This is a genomic window from Myxococcus sp. CA056, assembly GCF_013336715.1.
Taxonomy (GTDB): Bacteria; Myxococcota; Myxococcia; order Myxococcales; family Myxococcaceae; genus Myxococcus; species Myxococcus llanfairpwllgwyngyllgogerychwyrndrobwllllantysiliogogogochensis.
In genome coordinates this window covers 1-14,287 of the sequence record NZ_JABUMT010000007.1, presented here as the reverse complement: position 1 = coordinate 14,287, position 14,287 = coordinate 1, and the positions used below count along the sequence as shown (strand labels likewise).

14 protein-coding genes are annotated in these 14,287 nt (G+C 68.5%); 7 read left to right on the top strand and 7 right to left on the bottom strand.

The window, feature by feature from the left end:
* Positions 1 to 2: 2 nt before the first annotated feature.
* The 3 genes from HUA76_RS26480 to HUA76_RS26470 all read left to right on the top strand — a co-directional run bounded on the left by HUA76_RS26480 (position 3) and on the right by HUA76_RS26470 (position 3,915).
* Complete coding sequence (locus HUA76_RS26480) at positions 3 to 1,235, top strand: ABC transporter permease (RefSeq protein WP_141643764.1); 1,233 nt, start codon at positions 3 to 5, stop codon at positions 1,233 to 1,235.
* 56 nt (positions 1,236 to 1,291) lie between these two features.
* Positions 1,292 to 2,296 (top strand): cysteine synthase A, encoded by a 1,005-nt coding sequence (locus HUA76_RS26475; RefSeq protein ID WP_174462420.1) that lies wholly within the window; start codon positions 1,292 to 1,294, stop codon positions 2,294 to 2,296.
* 197 nt (positions 2,297 to 2,493) lie between these two features.
* Positions 2,494 to 3,915: an RICIN domain-containing protein gene (locus HUA76_RS26470; RefSeq protein ID WP_174462419.1), complete on the top strand. Its 1,422-nt coding sequence runs from the start codon at positions 2,494 to 2,496 to the stop codon at positions 3,913 to 3,915.
* Between the two features lie 9 nt (positions 3,916 to 3,924).
* Here HUA76_RS26470 and HUA76_RS26465 read toward each other — a convergent pair whose 3' ends face one another.
* Positions 3,925 to 4,593: a hypothetical protein gene (locus HUA76_RS26465; RefSeq protein WP_141643761.1), complete on the bottom strand. Its 669-nt coding sequence runs from the start codon at positions 4,591 to 4,593 to the stop codon at positions 3,925 to 3,927.
* A gap of 214 nt (positions 4,594 to 4,807) precedes the next feature.
* Here HUA76_RS26465 and HUA76_RS26460 point away from each other — a divergent pair, with 214 nt between their 5' ends.
* From HUA76_RS26460 to HUA76_RS26450, 3 genes are all read left to right on the top strand, one after another.
* Positions 4,808 to 6,601, top strand: a complete 1,794-nt coding sequence (locus tag HUA76_RS26460) for a choice-of-anchor X domain-containing protein (protein WP_174462418.1) — start codon at positions 4,808 to 4,810, stop codon at positions 6,599 to 6,601.
* A 118-nt stretch (positions 6,602 to 6,719) separates the two neighbouring features.
* Positions 6,720 to 8,030, top strand: a complete 1,311-nt coding sequence (locus tag HUA76_RS26455) for a hypothetical protein (protein ID WP_174462417.1) — start codon at positions 6,720 to 6,722, stop codon at positions 8,028 to 8,030.
* Positions 8,031 to 8,037: 7 nt separating this feature from the next.
* Positions 8,038 to 9,231 carry a hypothetical protein gene (locus HUA76_RS26450; protein ID WP_174462416.1) on the top strand — a complete coding sequence of 398 codons (1,194 nt, stop codon included), beginning with the start codon at positions 8,038 to 8,040 and terminating at the stop codon, positions 9,229 to 9,231.
* Here HUA76_RS26450 and HUA76_RS26445 read toward each other — a convergent pair.
* Genes HUA76_RS26445 through HUA76_RS26435 form a run of 3 tightly spaced genes read right to left on the bottom strand, consistent with a single transcriptional unit; the run spans position 9,219 to position 11,902 of the window.
* A complete protein-coding gene (locus HUA76_RS26445; protein WP_174462415.1) occupies positions 9,219 to 9,584 on the bottom strand; it encodes a GatB/YqeY domain-containing protein in 366 nt (121 codons plus the stop codon). The genes HUA76_RS26450 and HUA76_RS26445 overlap by 13 nt on opposite strands.
* 13 nt (positions 9,585 to 9,597) lie before the next feature.
* Positions 9,598 to 11,235: a histidine kinase dimerization/phospho-acceptor domain-containing protein gene (locus HUA76_RS26440; protein WP_174462414.1), complete on the bottom strand. Its 1,638-nt coding sequence runs from the start codon at positions 11,233 to 11,235 to the stop codon at positions 9,598 to 9,600.
* Entirely contained in the window at positions 11,204 to 11,902 is a 699-nt protein-coding gene (locus HUA76_RS26435; RefSeq protein WP_174462413.1) for a response regulator transcription factor, read from the bottom strand. The genes HUA76_RS26440 and HUA76_RS26435 overlap by 32 nt, the downstream gene beginning before the upstream one ends.
* A 132-nt stretch (positions 11,903 to 12,034) precedes the next feature.
* Between HUA76_RS26435 and HUA76_RS26430 the strand changes: the two genes are divergently transcribed.
* Entirely contained in the window at positions 12,035 to 12,868 is an 834-nt protein-coding gene (locus tag HUA76_RS26430) for an endonuclease I family protein (RefSeq protein WP_174462412.1), read from the top strand.
* Between the two features lie 76 nt (positions 12,869 to 12,944).
* On the opposite strand, the gene HUA76_RS26425 is transcribed toward HUA76_RS26430, so the two are convergent.
* The 3 genes from HUA76_RS26425 to HUA76_RS26415 all read right to left on the bottom strand — a co-directional run bounded on the left by HUA76_RS26425 (position 12,945) and on the right by HUA76_RS26415 (position 14,198).
* The gene (locus HUA76_RS26425; protein WP_174462411.1) at positions 12,945 to 13,094 is read right to left on the bottom strand and encodes a hypothetical protein; all 150 of its coding nucleotides are present in this window, start codon (positions 13,092 to 13,094) and stop codon (positions 12,945 to 12,947) included.
* Positions 13,095 to 13,196: 102 nt separating this feature from the next.
* Positions 13,197 to 13,610, bottom strand: a complete 414-nt coding sequence (locus HUA76_RS26420) for a hypothetical protein (RefSeq protein ID WP_174462410.1) — start codon at positions 13,608 to 13,610, stop codon at positions 13,197 to 13,199.
* Positions 13,611 to 13,724: 114 nt separating this feature from the next.
* A complete protein-coding gene (locus HUA76_RS26415) occupies positions 13,725 to 14,198 on the bottom strand; it encodes a hypothetical protein (protein WP_174462409.1) in 474 nt (157 codons plus the stop codon).
* Positions 14,199 to 14,287: the final 89 nt, after the last annotated feature.

Here is a 14,287-nt window from a genome sequence, read left to right as displayed (position 1 = left end):
CGATGCGAGCCTTCCTGGACAATCTGCGGCTGGCCCTGGGGACCTTCCTGGGCAACCCGCTGCGCTCCCTGCTGACGCTGTTGGGCATCGTCATCGGCGTGGCCACGGTCATCACGATGATGGGCCTCATCGAGGGCCTGCGCACCAAGGTGAACCGCGACCTGGGCCGGCTGGGGGCGCACACCTTCCAGCTCACCAAGTGGCCCGCGGGCGGCTTTGGCCGCTTCAACTGGGCGAAGTTCGCCAAGCGCCCGGACATGGGCCTGGAGGACGTGCGCGCCATCGAGATGTTCTGTCCGTCGGTGGGCGTGGTGGCCCCGTCGGACGACCAGGGCGGGCAGAAGGTGTCGACGGTGAGCGCGGAGACGCGGCCGTCGGTGCGCATCATCGGCGCGTCCACGACATACCCGATGACGAGCGGCGTCTCGGTGCAGTCCGGCCGCTACTTCAACGAAGTGGAGGGCATGGACGGCCGCAACGTGGTGCTGCTGGGCGTGGACGTGGCGGACCTGCTCTTCCCCGGCATCGACCCGGTGGGCTTCGAGGTGCGCATCCAGAACCGGCCGTTCCGGGTGATTGGCGTGCTCCAGCGGCGCGGCAGCTTCCTGGGCATGGTGAGCATGGACAACCAGGCCCTCATCCCCCTGCGCGTGTTCCAGCAGCTCTACGGCAAGGAGCGCTCGCTGGACATCGACATCCAGGCGAAGGACCCGAGCCTGTTCCGCAAGGCGCAGGACGAGGTGACGACGCTGATGCGGCGTCGGCGCAACGTGGACCCGGACCAGCCCAACGACTTCGAAATCCACACCAACGAGTCGGTGACGGCGTCCTTCAACCAGCTCTCCCAGGTCATCACCATCGCCGGCATCGGCGTGTGCCTGCTGTCGCTGGTGGTGGGCGGCATCGGCATCCTGAACATCATGCTGGTGTCGGTGATGGAGCGGACGCGGGAGATTGGCGTGCGCAAGGCGCTGGGGGCCAAGCGGCGGCGCATCCTCGGGCAGTTCGCCACGGAGGCCGTGCTGCTGGCGCTCTTTGGCGGTGGCCTGGGCGTGGGCCTGGGCTTCGGGCTCGTCTTCCTGGGCGACTGGATGGTGGGTTTCCCCATGTCCGTGCCGCCCTGGGCGGTGGGCCTGGCCCTGTCGATGAGCTGCGGGGTAGGGCTGCTGTTCGGAATCTACCCGGCCGCCCGCGCCGCGAAGCTGGACCCCGTCGAGGCGATGCGCAACGAGTAGCGGGCCCCGGTCCGTCGTCGGTTGCCTCCCTCCCCGGACTCCATTAGGGGAGGGGGATGGCGCCACGCATCGGCTCGCTGTGGGACTCGGTGGGAAACACTCCGCTGCTTCGCATCGGTTCTCTCAGCCGCATCACCGGCTGCGAGATTCTGGGCAAGGCGGAGTTCATGAACCCTGGCGGCAGCATCAAGGACCGCGCCGCCAAGGGGATGATTCGCCGCGCGGAGGAGGAGGGACTTCTCCATCCGGGCGGCACCATCGTCGAGGGCACCGCGGGCAACACCGGCATCGGCCTGGGGCTCCTGGGCCGCGAGCGCGGCTACCGCGTCGTGGTGACGATGCCGGACAACCAGGCGCGCGAGAAGTACGAGCTGCTGGAGGCCATGGGCGTGGAGGTCCGCAAGGTGCCGCCCGTGCCCTTCGCCAACCCCGGCCACTTCTTCCACCAGGCGCGCGCGCTGTCCGAGCAGCACGGCTGGTTCTGGGCCAACCAGTTCGAGAACACGGCCAACGGCGACTTCCACTACGAGACGACGGGGCCCGAAATCTGGGAGCAGTGCGAGGGCCGCGTGGACGTGCTCGTCGTCTCCGTGGGCAGCGGCGGGACGATGTCCGGCGTCAGCCGTTTCCTCAAGGAGAAGAACCCCGCGCTGCGCGTGGTGCTCGTGGATCCGCCGGGCTCCGGCCTCTACTGCTTCGTGCGCGACGGGAAGCTGGAGTCGTCGGGCTCCTCCATCACCGAGGGCATCGGCATCATGCGGCTCACCGCCAACTTCAAGGCCGCGCGCGTGGACGAGGCGATGCGCCTGGGGGACGAGGACATGCTCGACACCCTCTACCACCTGGCCCGCGAGGACGCGCTCGTGGTGGGCACGTCGGCCGCCCTCAACGTGCGCGCCGCGTATGAGATTGCCCGCCAGCACCCGGGCTCGGGCCTGCGCATCGTGACGTTCCTGTGCGACCACGGCAGCCGCTACGCCTCCAAGGTCTTCAACGCGGAGTTCCTCGCCTCGAAGCAGCTCCGGGTGAAGCCGCTGCCCGTCAACCTCGCCGCGCGCTGAGCCGCGCCCGTCCAGCCCGCGCCGAAAATGCGGACCCCGGCGCAAGCACGTTCAGGGTCCTCTCAACTGTCCGACAGGACTGGATAGTCTTTCTTCGTTTTCTGGAAAAACTGTTGTTGCGGGTTTAGGGCGACGCTACAGGTGCGCGACCCATCCGTCCCCATGTCGGGGGCGGGGGCTCACCTCATGGAGTCCGCATGTCGCGCATGGTGTTGCCGTTGAGAGCCCTGGTGGTGCAAGCCGCGCTGGCGGCCGTGGTGCTGGCCTGTTCCGGGCCGCCGGACGCCGCCTCTTCCGGAGAAGAGCCGCTGGGCCGGCAAGAGGGCGCGGCGCTGGCGACCCGCGTCGTCGGCTACTTCCCGACGTGGGCGGGCGACGTCAACACCATCCCCTACGACAGGCTCACGCATATCAACTACGCCTTCGTGGTGCCCACCGCGCAGGGTGGGCTCACGGGGCCGAGCGGGACGGACGCACGGCTTCGCTCGCTCGTCACGGCGGCGCACGCGCGAGGCGTGAAGGTGCTCATCGCCGTGGGCGGGTGGAACGACGGCAATGACAGTGGCTTCGAGTCGCTCGCGGCGAACGCGGGCACTCGCACGGCTTTCGTGAACAACCTGGTCAACTACGTCAACGCGGCGGGGCTGGACGGCGTGGACATCGACTGGGAGTACCCGGACCCGGGCGCTTCCGCGCAGAACTACGCGGCGCTCATCCGGGAGCTGGGCGGGGCGATGCGCTCGCGCGGCAAGCTGCTCACGGCCGCGGTGGTGGCCAACGGCTACTACGGCGAGGGCATCCCCACCTCGACGTTCGCCGACTTCGACTTCCTCAACATCATGGCGTACGACGGCGGGCAGCCGCATTCGACGTACGACTACGCCGTCCAGTCACTCAACTACTGGAAGGGGCGGGGCCTGCCGGCGTCGAAGGCCGTGCTGGGCGTGCCGTTCTACGGGCGCTCGCCGTCGTCGTATGTCGGCTACGCGGACCTCGTCGCGCGCGACTCGCAGGCGCCGTACAAGGACAACGTGGGCGACGTCTATTACAACGGCATTGCCACCATCCAGGCGAAGACGCGGCTGGGGCTCCAGCAGGGCGGCGGGGTGATGATCTGGGAGCTGACCCAGGACACGCGCAATGACACGTCGCTGCTGCTCGCCATCTTCAACGCCGCGCAGGCCGGCGGTGGCGCCACCCGCTACCGCATCGTCAACAAGTCCTCCGGCCGCTGCCTGGACATCAACGGTCCCAGCACCGCGGACGGCGCGACGATTCACCAGTGGGCGTGCCACACGGGCGCCAGCCAGCAGTGGGTGCTGGAGCCCACCGACAGCGGCTACGTCCGCATCGTGTCCCAGTACAGCGGCAAGGTGCTGGATGTGCGCGACGTGAGCACCGCGGATGGCGCGGGGCTCCAGCAGTGGACCTGGTCCAACGGCGGAAACCAGCAGTTCCGCACGGTGGCGACCTCCGGTGGGTTCCATCGCATCGAGGCCCGACACAGCGGCAAGGTGCTGGATGTCGCGAGCTGCGGGACGAGCGCCAACGGCACCGTCATCCAGCAGTGGAGCTGGTCCAACAATGACTGCCAGCAGTTCCGGTTGGAGGCTCAGTAACGAGGGGCCTCAGTGCGGTGCCGAGAAGCGCCCGGTCTCCAGCGACGCCGCGCCCGGGCGCGTCTTGCGGAACACGTAGTAGTCGGCGGGCCGGGCCCAGTGGGAGCCGCCCGCGTCGTCAAGCGCGGCGGGCCCCCGGGGCGGTAGCTTCGGGACCAGGTACGCGGCGAGCTCCTGGTCGCTGAAGGTGTACTTCCCCCGCAGCTCCTTCACCACGGCGACCAGCTCCAGGTTCTCCTCGGCCGCGGCCTCCGCCGCGTCGCCGTGGTGGTCGTTCGTCACCAGCAGCCCGCCGACCTTCAGGTACTTGCCGCAGGCGCGGGAGATTCCTCCGGCATACAGCGCCAGGAGCAGGTCGAAGCTCTCCTCGAGCGCGGGGATGGGCTGCAGGTAGTCCTGCGAGACGAAGCGCACGTGGGCCTTCTGGGCGTACTGCTGCCGGGAGGATATCTTCCGCAGCACGCCGTCCTTGTTGGCGAAGAACCCCTGCGCCAAATCGTTCCGGTCCACGTAGACGACGTGCTGGAAGAAGAACGACGGGGTGATGTGCACGAAGCACCCCGGGTACAGCACGGTGTCCACGGCCACGAACCGCTCGCGGAGCAGCTCGAAGAGGCCCGCGCGCTCGAGCTGATGATCAACCACGAAGCCCTGGTAGATCTCCTCGACTCTCTCCATTTTCTGGATTTGAGCCGGTTTCTGGGCTGCCGTAAAACTTTGGGCCCTCTCGGGAAAGGAGAGGCGCTGTAGCGCGGAAAGTCACAGTCCGAGTGACGGTTGTTGCCTCAAGAGACACATCCCTCTGGTGTGTGTGGGCTTCTCTCGGGGTGCTGGTCCTGGCCTGCGGGGTGCACTTGGAGGGGTCGCCGTAAATCCCCTGGAGGCGACATCCATGAAGAAGTGGTCCCCGAAGAAGGCCCTGGGCCTGAAGTGGGCTGGGTCCGGTGTGCTCGCAATCGCATTGTGCATGACGGGTTGTGGTGGTGAGGCGCTGGAGAGCCCGGTTCCCCTGGAGGAGCGGCCCCAGGCGGCGGTGGCCGAGCCGACGCCCACCAACAAGCCCGCGCCCATCATCCAGTCGCTCGACGTGGTGGCGCAGGACGACGTCCTGGGCACCGCGACCCGCAGCCTGGTCCGAGTGCGGCTCGCCCAGAGTCAGCAAGGCCTCTTCACGGAGGTCCCCGTGGTGTCCGATACGGGCAAGCCCGTGGTGCTGAGAGATCAAGGCACGGAGGGTGACGAGCAGGCCGGAGATGGTGTGTTCTCCGGCTTCGCCGAGGTCGACCTCGAGCTGCACCGCAAGACGCAGGACCGCATCACCGCGGCGCAGAACCGGCAGCCCAACGAGCCGCTGACGTTCGCCGTCTTCAACAACCGCGAGCTGGTGGAGGAGCGCCGGGTGGTGGCGCTGTCGTCGGACGTCTTCCGTCCGCGCGTGCCCATCCCGGTGACGCCCGTGGGCCTGCTCGCCGACGTCAGGCCGGCCAAATCCCTCATCATCACCCATCCGAACGTCATCAACGACCCGACGCGGACGTATGACCCGTGCTCGAACTCTGGCAACCCGAACGGGGTGTGGACGTTCAACCACCTGATGACGGAGATGGCGAGCACGTTCGTGACGCCGTCGGCCCTCACCGAGCAGTGGTTGCTGCAGTGGAACGCGAACCAGACGCTCAACGGGTGGACCGTCCCGGCGCGCACGCAGGTGGTGCCGCGCATCCTGAACCCGTGGCCGAAGATCGCCGGCACGCTCGACATGACGAAGTCGGCGTTCAAGCTGGTGGCCATCTTCAACCGGTTGGACCTGGGCAAGGGCAACGGCCCGGTGGGCTACGGCGGCTCCAGCGGTGGCGGTGAGCTGCGCTTCGTCTTCGCCGCGGTGGACAAGAGCGCGGGCTGCGTCATCCGGCCGCTGCTGGTCATCTTCGAGTACGGCGTGCCCATCTCCGGCTGCCTCAACGTGAAGAGCTGGGCGCAGCAGTGGATGCAGCTGTCGAACCCGCTGATGGTGCTGGGCAGCCCGGCCTACAACGCGGCGCTGCAGGCGCTCACGGAGCAGGTCGTCGTCGCCGGCGCGGCGCCCACCAAGCCCAACGGCAACGCCATCAACCAGATTCGCACCAACGACTTCATGCTCGCCTCGCCCTGGGAGCTGCGGGAGTTCCACCTGTTCGACACGGGCGCGACGCCGAACTTCCTGTCGGAGACCACGGTGGCGTTGACGCCGGGAGACGCGCGCAACAACACCACCATCTTCCGCGACTTCGTGAACACCAACCAGGCGGCCATCCTCGCCAACACCTACGGCGTGCCGGCCACCTTCGCGAGCGTGAACTTCCTGGGCGCCAACCCGCGCGTCCCAACGCCGTCCAGCACGTTCTGGCGGGCCACCGGCATCGTGAACAACACCGCGCGGCACAAGTTCTCGTTCAACACGTGCAACGGCTGTCACGCGCGTGAGACGAACACGCCCTTCACGCACATTGGCGAGACGGGCGCGCTGTCGGCCTTCCTCTCCACGGGCATGGTGAACCCGCTCACGCCCTTCAACGTGGCGGACCCGGTGGACGGCACGGTGCGCAGCTTCTTCGAGATTCGGGACCGCGCGCAGCACCTGGACTCCACCGCGAACCAGTCCTGCCTCACCCGCGCGTTCGACGTGCGCAACCTCGCGGTGCACTGATGTGAAACGCGGGTCCGGGGGGAATCTCCCCGGGCTTGCACAAATTCCGCACGAACATTCCTCATGAAGCGCACAGGCTGGCCATCCGGGTTGCACACCGGGGGGCCAGTCTGGGCCCATGAACATCCCTGTTTCCGCGCCGCGTCCGCAGCGGACGTCCGACGGCCCCATCCGTAGGGCCTTCCGGTGGCTCGTCGCCCACCACGTCTTCGGCAGTCTCTTCATCGTCATCTTCGCAACGGCGGTGATCGCCGGCCAGGTGGCGGACCGGGCGGACTTCGCCAACTCGGAGCTGGCGGCGGGCGTGGAGGACCGGTGGGGTGCTCCCGTCGTCCAACCCGCGCCCTCGCTGCGCTTCGTGCACAGCGGCACCATCTTCACCGAGCTGAAGCCGCTGGCCTTCGACCGTCAGCACGTGGAGGTGCTGGCGAAGATGAACTACCGCAAGCGCGGCCTGCGCTACTTCTCCGGCTTCGACTTCAACCTGGGCGCGGAGTACGCGGTGGTCAACCGCGAGGGCCACGACATCGACGTGGCGTTCATCTTCCCCATGGAGATGGACAAGTCGCAGGTGCTGCTGTCGGAGCTCCAGTTCCTCGTGGATGGCCAGGAGGCCAGCCTGGACCTGGGTGATTCCGGCAACCGGCTGGTGTGGACGGGACGCATCGCGAAGGGCGCCACGGCCCGCTTCGTCATCCGCTACCGTGCCCGAGGGCTCGACTCCTTCATCTACAAGTTGGACCCGGCGCTCTCCGCGCGCGACGTCCGCCTGCACTTCGCCGTGGAGGGGGGCGACAACTACGACTATCCGGGAGGCGTGCTGTCCGCCTCGTCCGTGCAGACGGGCAGCGACACCGTGACGCTGGACTGGGCCTTCCAGTCGCTGGAGTCCGGCGTCAACCTGGGCGTCATCCTGCCCTCGGAGAAGACGTTCGACTCCATGGTGTCCCGCATGGCGAGCCGCGCGTGGGTGCCGTTCCTCGCCCTGGTGGCGCTGCTCGCGGCGCTGGGCATGCGGCACAAGCGACAGCTCGCGCTGCATGAGGCGTATCTGCTGGCCGCCGTGTACGGCTTCTTCTTCGTGCTCCTCGCGTACCTGGCCGCCTTCATGAACTTCTATGGCGCGTACGTCCTCAGCGCGCTGGGACTGGGCGCGGCCGTGGTGGCCTATGCCCGCTGGCTGTTCCCCAAGGAGCGTATGGCGGTATTGGCGGGCCTCTGGGCGGCCACGCTGCTGGTGCCCACCGTCGCCGTCATCCTGGAGGGCTACACCGGCCTCATCTACACGCTGGAGATTCTCGCCGGCCTGCTCGGACTGATGGTCCTCTCCACCCGCGCCAGCGTGCGGGCCTTCCTCTCCGACTTGTCCCAGCCCGGCGCCGCACCTCGCGAGGCCGCCGCCACCCCTGTCACCCCGGAAGCGAGCTGAGCCCACCATGCGGACCCTTTCTCTCCTCGTCGGATTCATGCTGCTCGCCCCGGAGGCCCTGGCCACGGGCGCCACCTCGGCCACGACTTCTCCCTCGGGCACCGCCACCGTGCCGTTGGAGCAGCTCATTCCCCTCTACACGCAGCGCCAGGCGGATGTGCCCGCGCCTCCCACCGAGGCCCTGGTGAAGAGTGAGCTCAAGGGCCGGCTGTCGACGGATGCCCTCCAGGTGGAAGCGACCTTCCAGGTGGAGGTGCTCGCGGACGGACGTTGGACGCAGGTGCGCCTGCTCCAACTCGACGCGGATACGTACCCCACCGCGCTGCCCACGCTGGAGGATGCCACGGTGGGCGTCGTGGATGGCTTCCTGTGCCTGCTCACGCGCAAGGCGGGGCGTCACGACTTCGAGGTGGGCCTCACGGTGCGCTCGTCGGGCACGGGGCCGGAGCGCCGCGCGCAGCTTCGCTTCGGACCGCAGGCCTCTCCGGTGCCGCTCGAGCTGGAGGCCGACACGTCCGTCTTCACGCTGATGGAGCCGCTGCCGACCTCGGGGGAGGGCTACGCCGTCTATCCCGTGCAGGGCGTGCTGCGGGTGGGGTGGCGAGCGGCCTCGCTGGTGTCGCAGTCGATGAAGCCGCAGGTGCGCCCGCCGATGGAGCCTCGCATCGCCGAGGCCACCGCGACGTGGGTGTCCACCCTGGAGGGGCGTGCCTCGCTGCGCGTCAGCTACGCGCTGAGCCTGGACCGTGAGCAGCCGCTGGAGCTGACGGTGCCGGAAGGGCACAAGCTGGAGCGGGTCACCCTCAACGCGGTGCCGGTGCCGGTGCCGGTGGAGGAGGCAACGGACGGCGTGCTGAAGCTGAAGGTCGCTCCGGCGCGGCTGGGTGAGACGGGCGGCGCGCTGGAAGTGGTGCTGACGCGGGAGCTGGGCGTCTTCCACCTGTCCGGTCGGCTGAAGCTGGCGCTGCCCCGCGTCTCGTGGCCGGTGGCGGAGCTGCGGGCCCGTGCGCACTTCCCCGCGGTGTTCAACTACCGCCGCGAGGGTGGAAGCCTGGAGCAGGTGGATGAGGCCGCCGCCGTGGCGGAGAGCGCGCCCCTGCCGGGCAAGGTGCTGCACTTCCGTCAGTACCTGGTGGCCGCGTCCTCGCCCACGCTCGAGCTGGGCTACTCGGTGGACATCTCCAACAGCTACTTCCGCTGAAGCTCCAGGAGCACGTTCAACTGGGCCGTCAACGCGTTGGCCTCGTCGTGTCTGCCGAGGCTGACGTAGAGGGCCACCGCGTCCCGCCGTTCTTGAACCTCGCGTTCGATGACGGCGCTCACGGCTTCCGGCGTCAGGGCCAGTCGGGCCACTTCACCACTCCCCAGGCCACCGGCACTTCCCGCGAAGGCGCCATCCACGGCCGCTGGAGCGCCGCTTACGTCGGGAGCTTCCGCGTTGTCGAGGGCCGCCAGCACTTCACGAAGCACCGCCGAGGCAGGTGCGTTCCGAGCGCGAAGCGCCTCTTTCATCGCGGCGCGAAGCATCGCCTTCCATTCATCCACGGTTTTCATGGGCCTGCCCAACCTAGCGACGAACCAGGGGCGCCGCCACGGCGAAGGCCGCGCCTGACTCCGCGGGGCGGGCCGGGAGCAGCTCCAGTCCCGCGCCGAACGCTCGCAGCATCGACTGGGAGATGGTGAGGCCCAGGCCTGTGCCGCCGCGCTCACGCGCCGTGGTGAAGAAGGCGTCGAAGATGAGCGCCCGGTTCGCCTCGGAGATGCCTCGGCCGGTGTCGCGCACGACGACGCGCACGGACCCCTCGGTGTTCGTCTCCACGGACAGCGACACCCGGACGTCCTCGCCCCCGTGCTGTCTCGCGTTGGTGACGAGCTGCCAGAGCACGTCATCCATCACCTCGGCGGGCAGGCTCACGGTGAGCCCCTCCGGCACGGGCCCCACGTCGACGCGCGCGAGTCCCTCCGCGCCTGCCCGGGTGGAGAGCGCCGTCAGCAAGGGCGCCAGCTCCACCTGCGCGGGGCGGGCCGTCATCGAGTCCGCGCGGGCCAGCTCCATCAGCCGTTGCACGAGCCGGGTGAGGCGCTTCGCATCGGCGTCGATGTTGGAGAGGAAGCGCGCGCGCTGCTCTGGCGTCATCACCTCGGCGCTGTCGCGCAGCAGCTCCACCGCGCCCTGGATGGAGGCCAGCGGCGTCTTGAACTCGTGCGACACGTTGGCGGCGAAGGAGCGGATGTACTGGTTCCTGTCGCGCAGGGCGGTGGCCATGCCGGCCAGGGATTCGGACAGCTCGGCCAGCTCCGCGACGACGGGGCGGGCCACGGGCTCGAAGCCCTCGGGCGCGCTGGCGGCGATGGCGCGCGTCTGCCTCACCAGCGCACGCACGGGACGGCCCAGCAGCGCGGCGGCGGCGAGCGACATCAGCGCCACCGCGCCCAGCAGCACCAGCCCCGTGGCCGTCAGGTTCCATCGGTCCGCATACGTGGCCTTGGCGAACGTCATGGGCGTGCGCGCCAGCACCACCGCGCCCCAGACGCGCTCACCGTGGAGGACGGGCAGGGCCACGAAGACGCGGATGCCGGTGTCTCGACTGAGGGAGGCGAGGGGGGTGTCCTCGGGCTCTGCGTGGCGGCGACGCAGCACGCTGGTGGGGACGCCGTGAAGCGCCTCCTGCACTTCGAGCCGGTCACCCAGCGTCGCGCCAATCAACTCGGCGCTGCTGCTGGACACCACCACGCCCCTGACGTCGACGACGCGGATGCCCGCGAGCGTGGCCGCCCTCACGTTCTCCAACAGAGGCCGCAGTCGCTGACCCACGTCCTGGGCCAGGGGTTCTCCTGGCACGCGCGAGAGGGGTGGACGGTCGTCCGGCGGCAAGGGCTCGTCCGAGGCCCGGAGGGAAGGGAGGACGGGCCGCAGTTGGTCGTCGCTCGGAATGGGGAAGGGCCACTTCGCGGTGCGAGGCTTTCCGTAGTCGAGCGTCCCCACCTGCTCGGCCAGCATGGACCGGTAGACCTCGGCGACCACGGCGCCCTGCGTGAGCAGCTCCGTCTCCGTCTGTCGGATGAGCTGGTTGTCGTAGACGCGCACGAAGGACAGTCCGCCCAGCGTGAGCACGAAGCCCGCCAGCCCCACCGAGGCGAAGACCATCCACAGCCGGGGCCTGGCGCGGGGCCTAGGGGATGGCGAGCCGATAGCCAAGGCCATGCACCGTCTCGATGACTTCTCCGCCGACTCCGGCGAACTTCTGGCGCACCCGGCGCACGTGGCTGTCGATGGTGCGGTCACTCACCACGCCGTCGTCATAGACGCGGGTCATCACCTCGTCGCGGGTGAACACCTTGCCGGGCACGCGCAGCAGCGCCGCGAGCAGGTGGAACTCCGTCACGGTGAGCACCACTTCCTGCTCGCCCCACCAGGCACGAAAGCGCTCCTCGTCCAGCTTCAAGGGCCCCCGCGAGAGCGGTTGGGTCGCCGTCGAGGTGGCGGCGGCTTCAGGAGCGGGCCGGGCGCGGCGCAGCACCGCCTTCACGCGCGCCACCAGCTCGCGCGGACTGAAGGGCTTGGTGAGGTAGTCGTCGCCGCCCAGCTCCAGGCCGAGGATGCGGTCCACCTCGTCGTCGCGCGAGGAGAGGAAGACGATGGGCAACTCGTGCGCGCGGCGGACCTCGCGGCACACCGCCAGCCCGTCCATCTCCGGCATCATGATGTCCAGGACGATGAGCGCGGGGGGAGCACGCTGGACCTGCGCCACCGCCGCCCGTCCATCCGCGGCCTCCTCCACCCGGAAGCCTCCTTGCTCCAACGCGAAGCGGACGATGTCCCGCAGGTGCGGATCATCATCGACGACGAGGATGGTGGGACGCTCGGCCAAGGGACACTCGGAAATGGGAGGGCGAGACTCGGAGTGTAGCTCCGCCACCCCTCCTCAGGGACTTGCCGTCACAGTCGTATTTTTTGTCGTCACGGAACGCAACTGCCGGATGGGTCGGTCGATAACCCCGGCATGACCGTTGTCGGTTCCCCCCGCCCGCTGACTCGTCTGCTCGTCAATTCATCCACCGCTGGCGTGGGGACCCGTCCCTCTCAAGATGTGTCGTCGCCCCAGGCGCGGAACGTCGCCGCCCTGGGCCTCAAGGATACGTTCGAGCAGGCGCCCGCCGCGAAGAAGGGCCCGGCCAGGACGGAGGCGCCCACCCCGCCGGCGCCGTCAGAGGGGAATGACCCCTTCGAGGGGCTCCGGGACGCCGCGCTGCTTCGCGCCATCAAGGAGTCGTCCTCCGGCAAGCACGTGAAGAGCTACACCGAGGCGCGCAAGGTCATCTTCGGCGAGCTCGATGTGGTGAACGGCAAGGTGGCGTGCGTGTACACCGGCCGGGAAATCGAGGGCGGCAAGCTGCCCAAGAACTCCGACATGAACGTGGAGCACACCTGGCCCCAGTCGAAGGGCGCCACGGGCGTCGCGAAGAGCGACCTGCACCACCTGTTCCCCACCGACAGCAAGGCCAACTCGAAGCGGGGCAACTGGCCCTTCGGCGAGGTGGTCAACGTGAAGTGGAGTGAGAACGGCGCCAAGTTTGGAACCGACGCGCAGGGGCGCACGGTGTTCGAGCCGCCCGACTCGCACAAGGGCAACGTCGCGCGCGCGATGTTCTATTTCTCCTCCACCTACAGCAAGCCCATCCCGGATGCGGAAGAGGCCGTGCTGCGCGAGTGGAATGACCTGGACGTCGTGGACACCGCGGAGCACGCGCGCAACCAGCGCGTCTCGGACATCCAGGGCAACGTCAACCAGTTCGTCGAACACGAGGACCTGGTCGACCGCATCAAGGACTTCTGAATTGACGGAAAGGGACGAGCGACCTCGGGGGAGGGGCTCGTCCGGGCCGAGCCGGGGCGTCAGTCCGAGCCCCGGCTCACCCAGTCACCGTGGGCGAAGGGTACGGCGGGTACCCTTCGCGAACCTTGAGTCGCCGCGTCCGCCGCCGCGGGCGCCGGATGGCCACCGCCGCTACGAGCGCGAGCACCACCGGAACGAACACCAACAACGCTTGAGCCGTCACCATCTCCCTCCTCCTGGAACTATGGCGGTGGGGTCTGACGCTCAGTCCCTGCAAAACCTGAAAGAGCCCGGACTCCAGGTGTGGGGCGGGGTGTGACGGAACGGCTCAGGAGCAGGAGAAGTACGGGCCGTAGCCGGTGCCCACCGAAGCTCCCGTGGAGTCCGTCACCGTCACCCTGGCCCTCAAGTCGTAGAGGAACGTTCCGGTTCCATCTGGCCCGGGACACGAGAAGCTCCGGGTGGCGCCACCCGCAGTGGGCCCGGACGTGTAGGTCCTGTTCGTCGCATACAGGAAGTGCTGCTGGGTCCAGGAGTAGGTGAACGGCGGAATGCCGTCCGTGACGGTCGCCGTGCAGGTGACGCCGCTGAAGTCCTGGGAGCAGGCGAGCGAGGCCGACAGGGCCGCGCCCTGCGTGGTCAGCGAGTCCGCACCGGGGTCCTCGATGTCGGCGGGTCCACCACAGGCCATCAAGAACAACCCAGCTCCGAGCATCGTCGCTGCCATGAAGTTCGTCGCCATGCGCGTCTCCTGGAACGTGATTCGGGTGAAGGACCGCGCTTCAACAATATCATCAGTGCAAAGTCGTTAAATCCAGCGAAAGCGTTGCGAGTCTTTGTGCGCCGTCGCGGGGCGTCAGGCGGACGGGTGTCTGGACTGTCTCCGCGCCATGAGCGCCAGGGTCATGAGCAGCGTCCAGGACAGCGCGCTGATGACATAGCCCGCCCAGAGGATGGGCGGCCGCTGGTACTCCAGTCGAAGCGTTCCTTGTCCCAGGCCGAGCAGATGCGGGTATGCGCGAAAGAGGGGCTGCTCGATGCCCTGCTCATTCACCAGCCGCATGCCGGGAAACCACGCCAGCTTCACCTTGAAGAGTCGCGGGCCTCCCTCGGGAAGCTCCAGGCGATAGGTTCCTCGCCCTTCCTTGTGCAACGAGACGGGCGCGGGCGGCAGGTTCACAGAGGGCCCCGCGTGGGCGAGCGCGTCGTGCAACGGCTGCCATTCCGCGTCGCCCACGAGCGTCTGTCGCAGGTGGATGCGCGCCTCGCAGGCGGGGCCGATGGGATGGAAATAAGAGGACCTAACAAAAGTCAGGGCTGGGGTGGCCACCGACGAAGGGCATCCCCAGCTTGAGTGCATGGTCCGCGAACTCGTTCCCGACGCCTTCTGGCAGCGTGTGGCGCCGCTGCTGCCTCCGC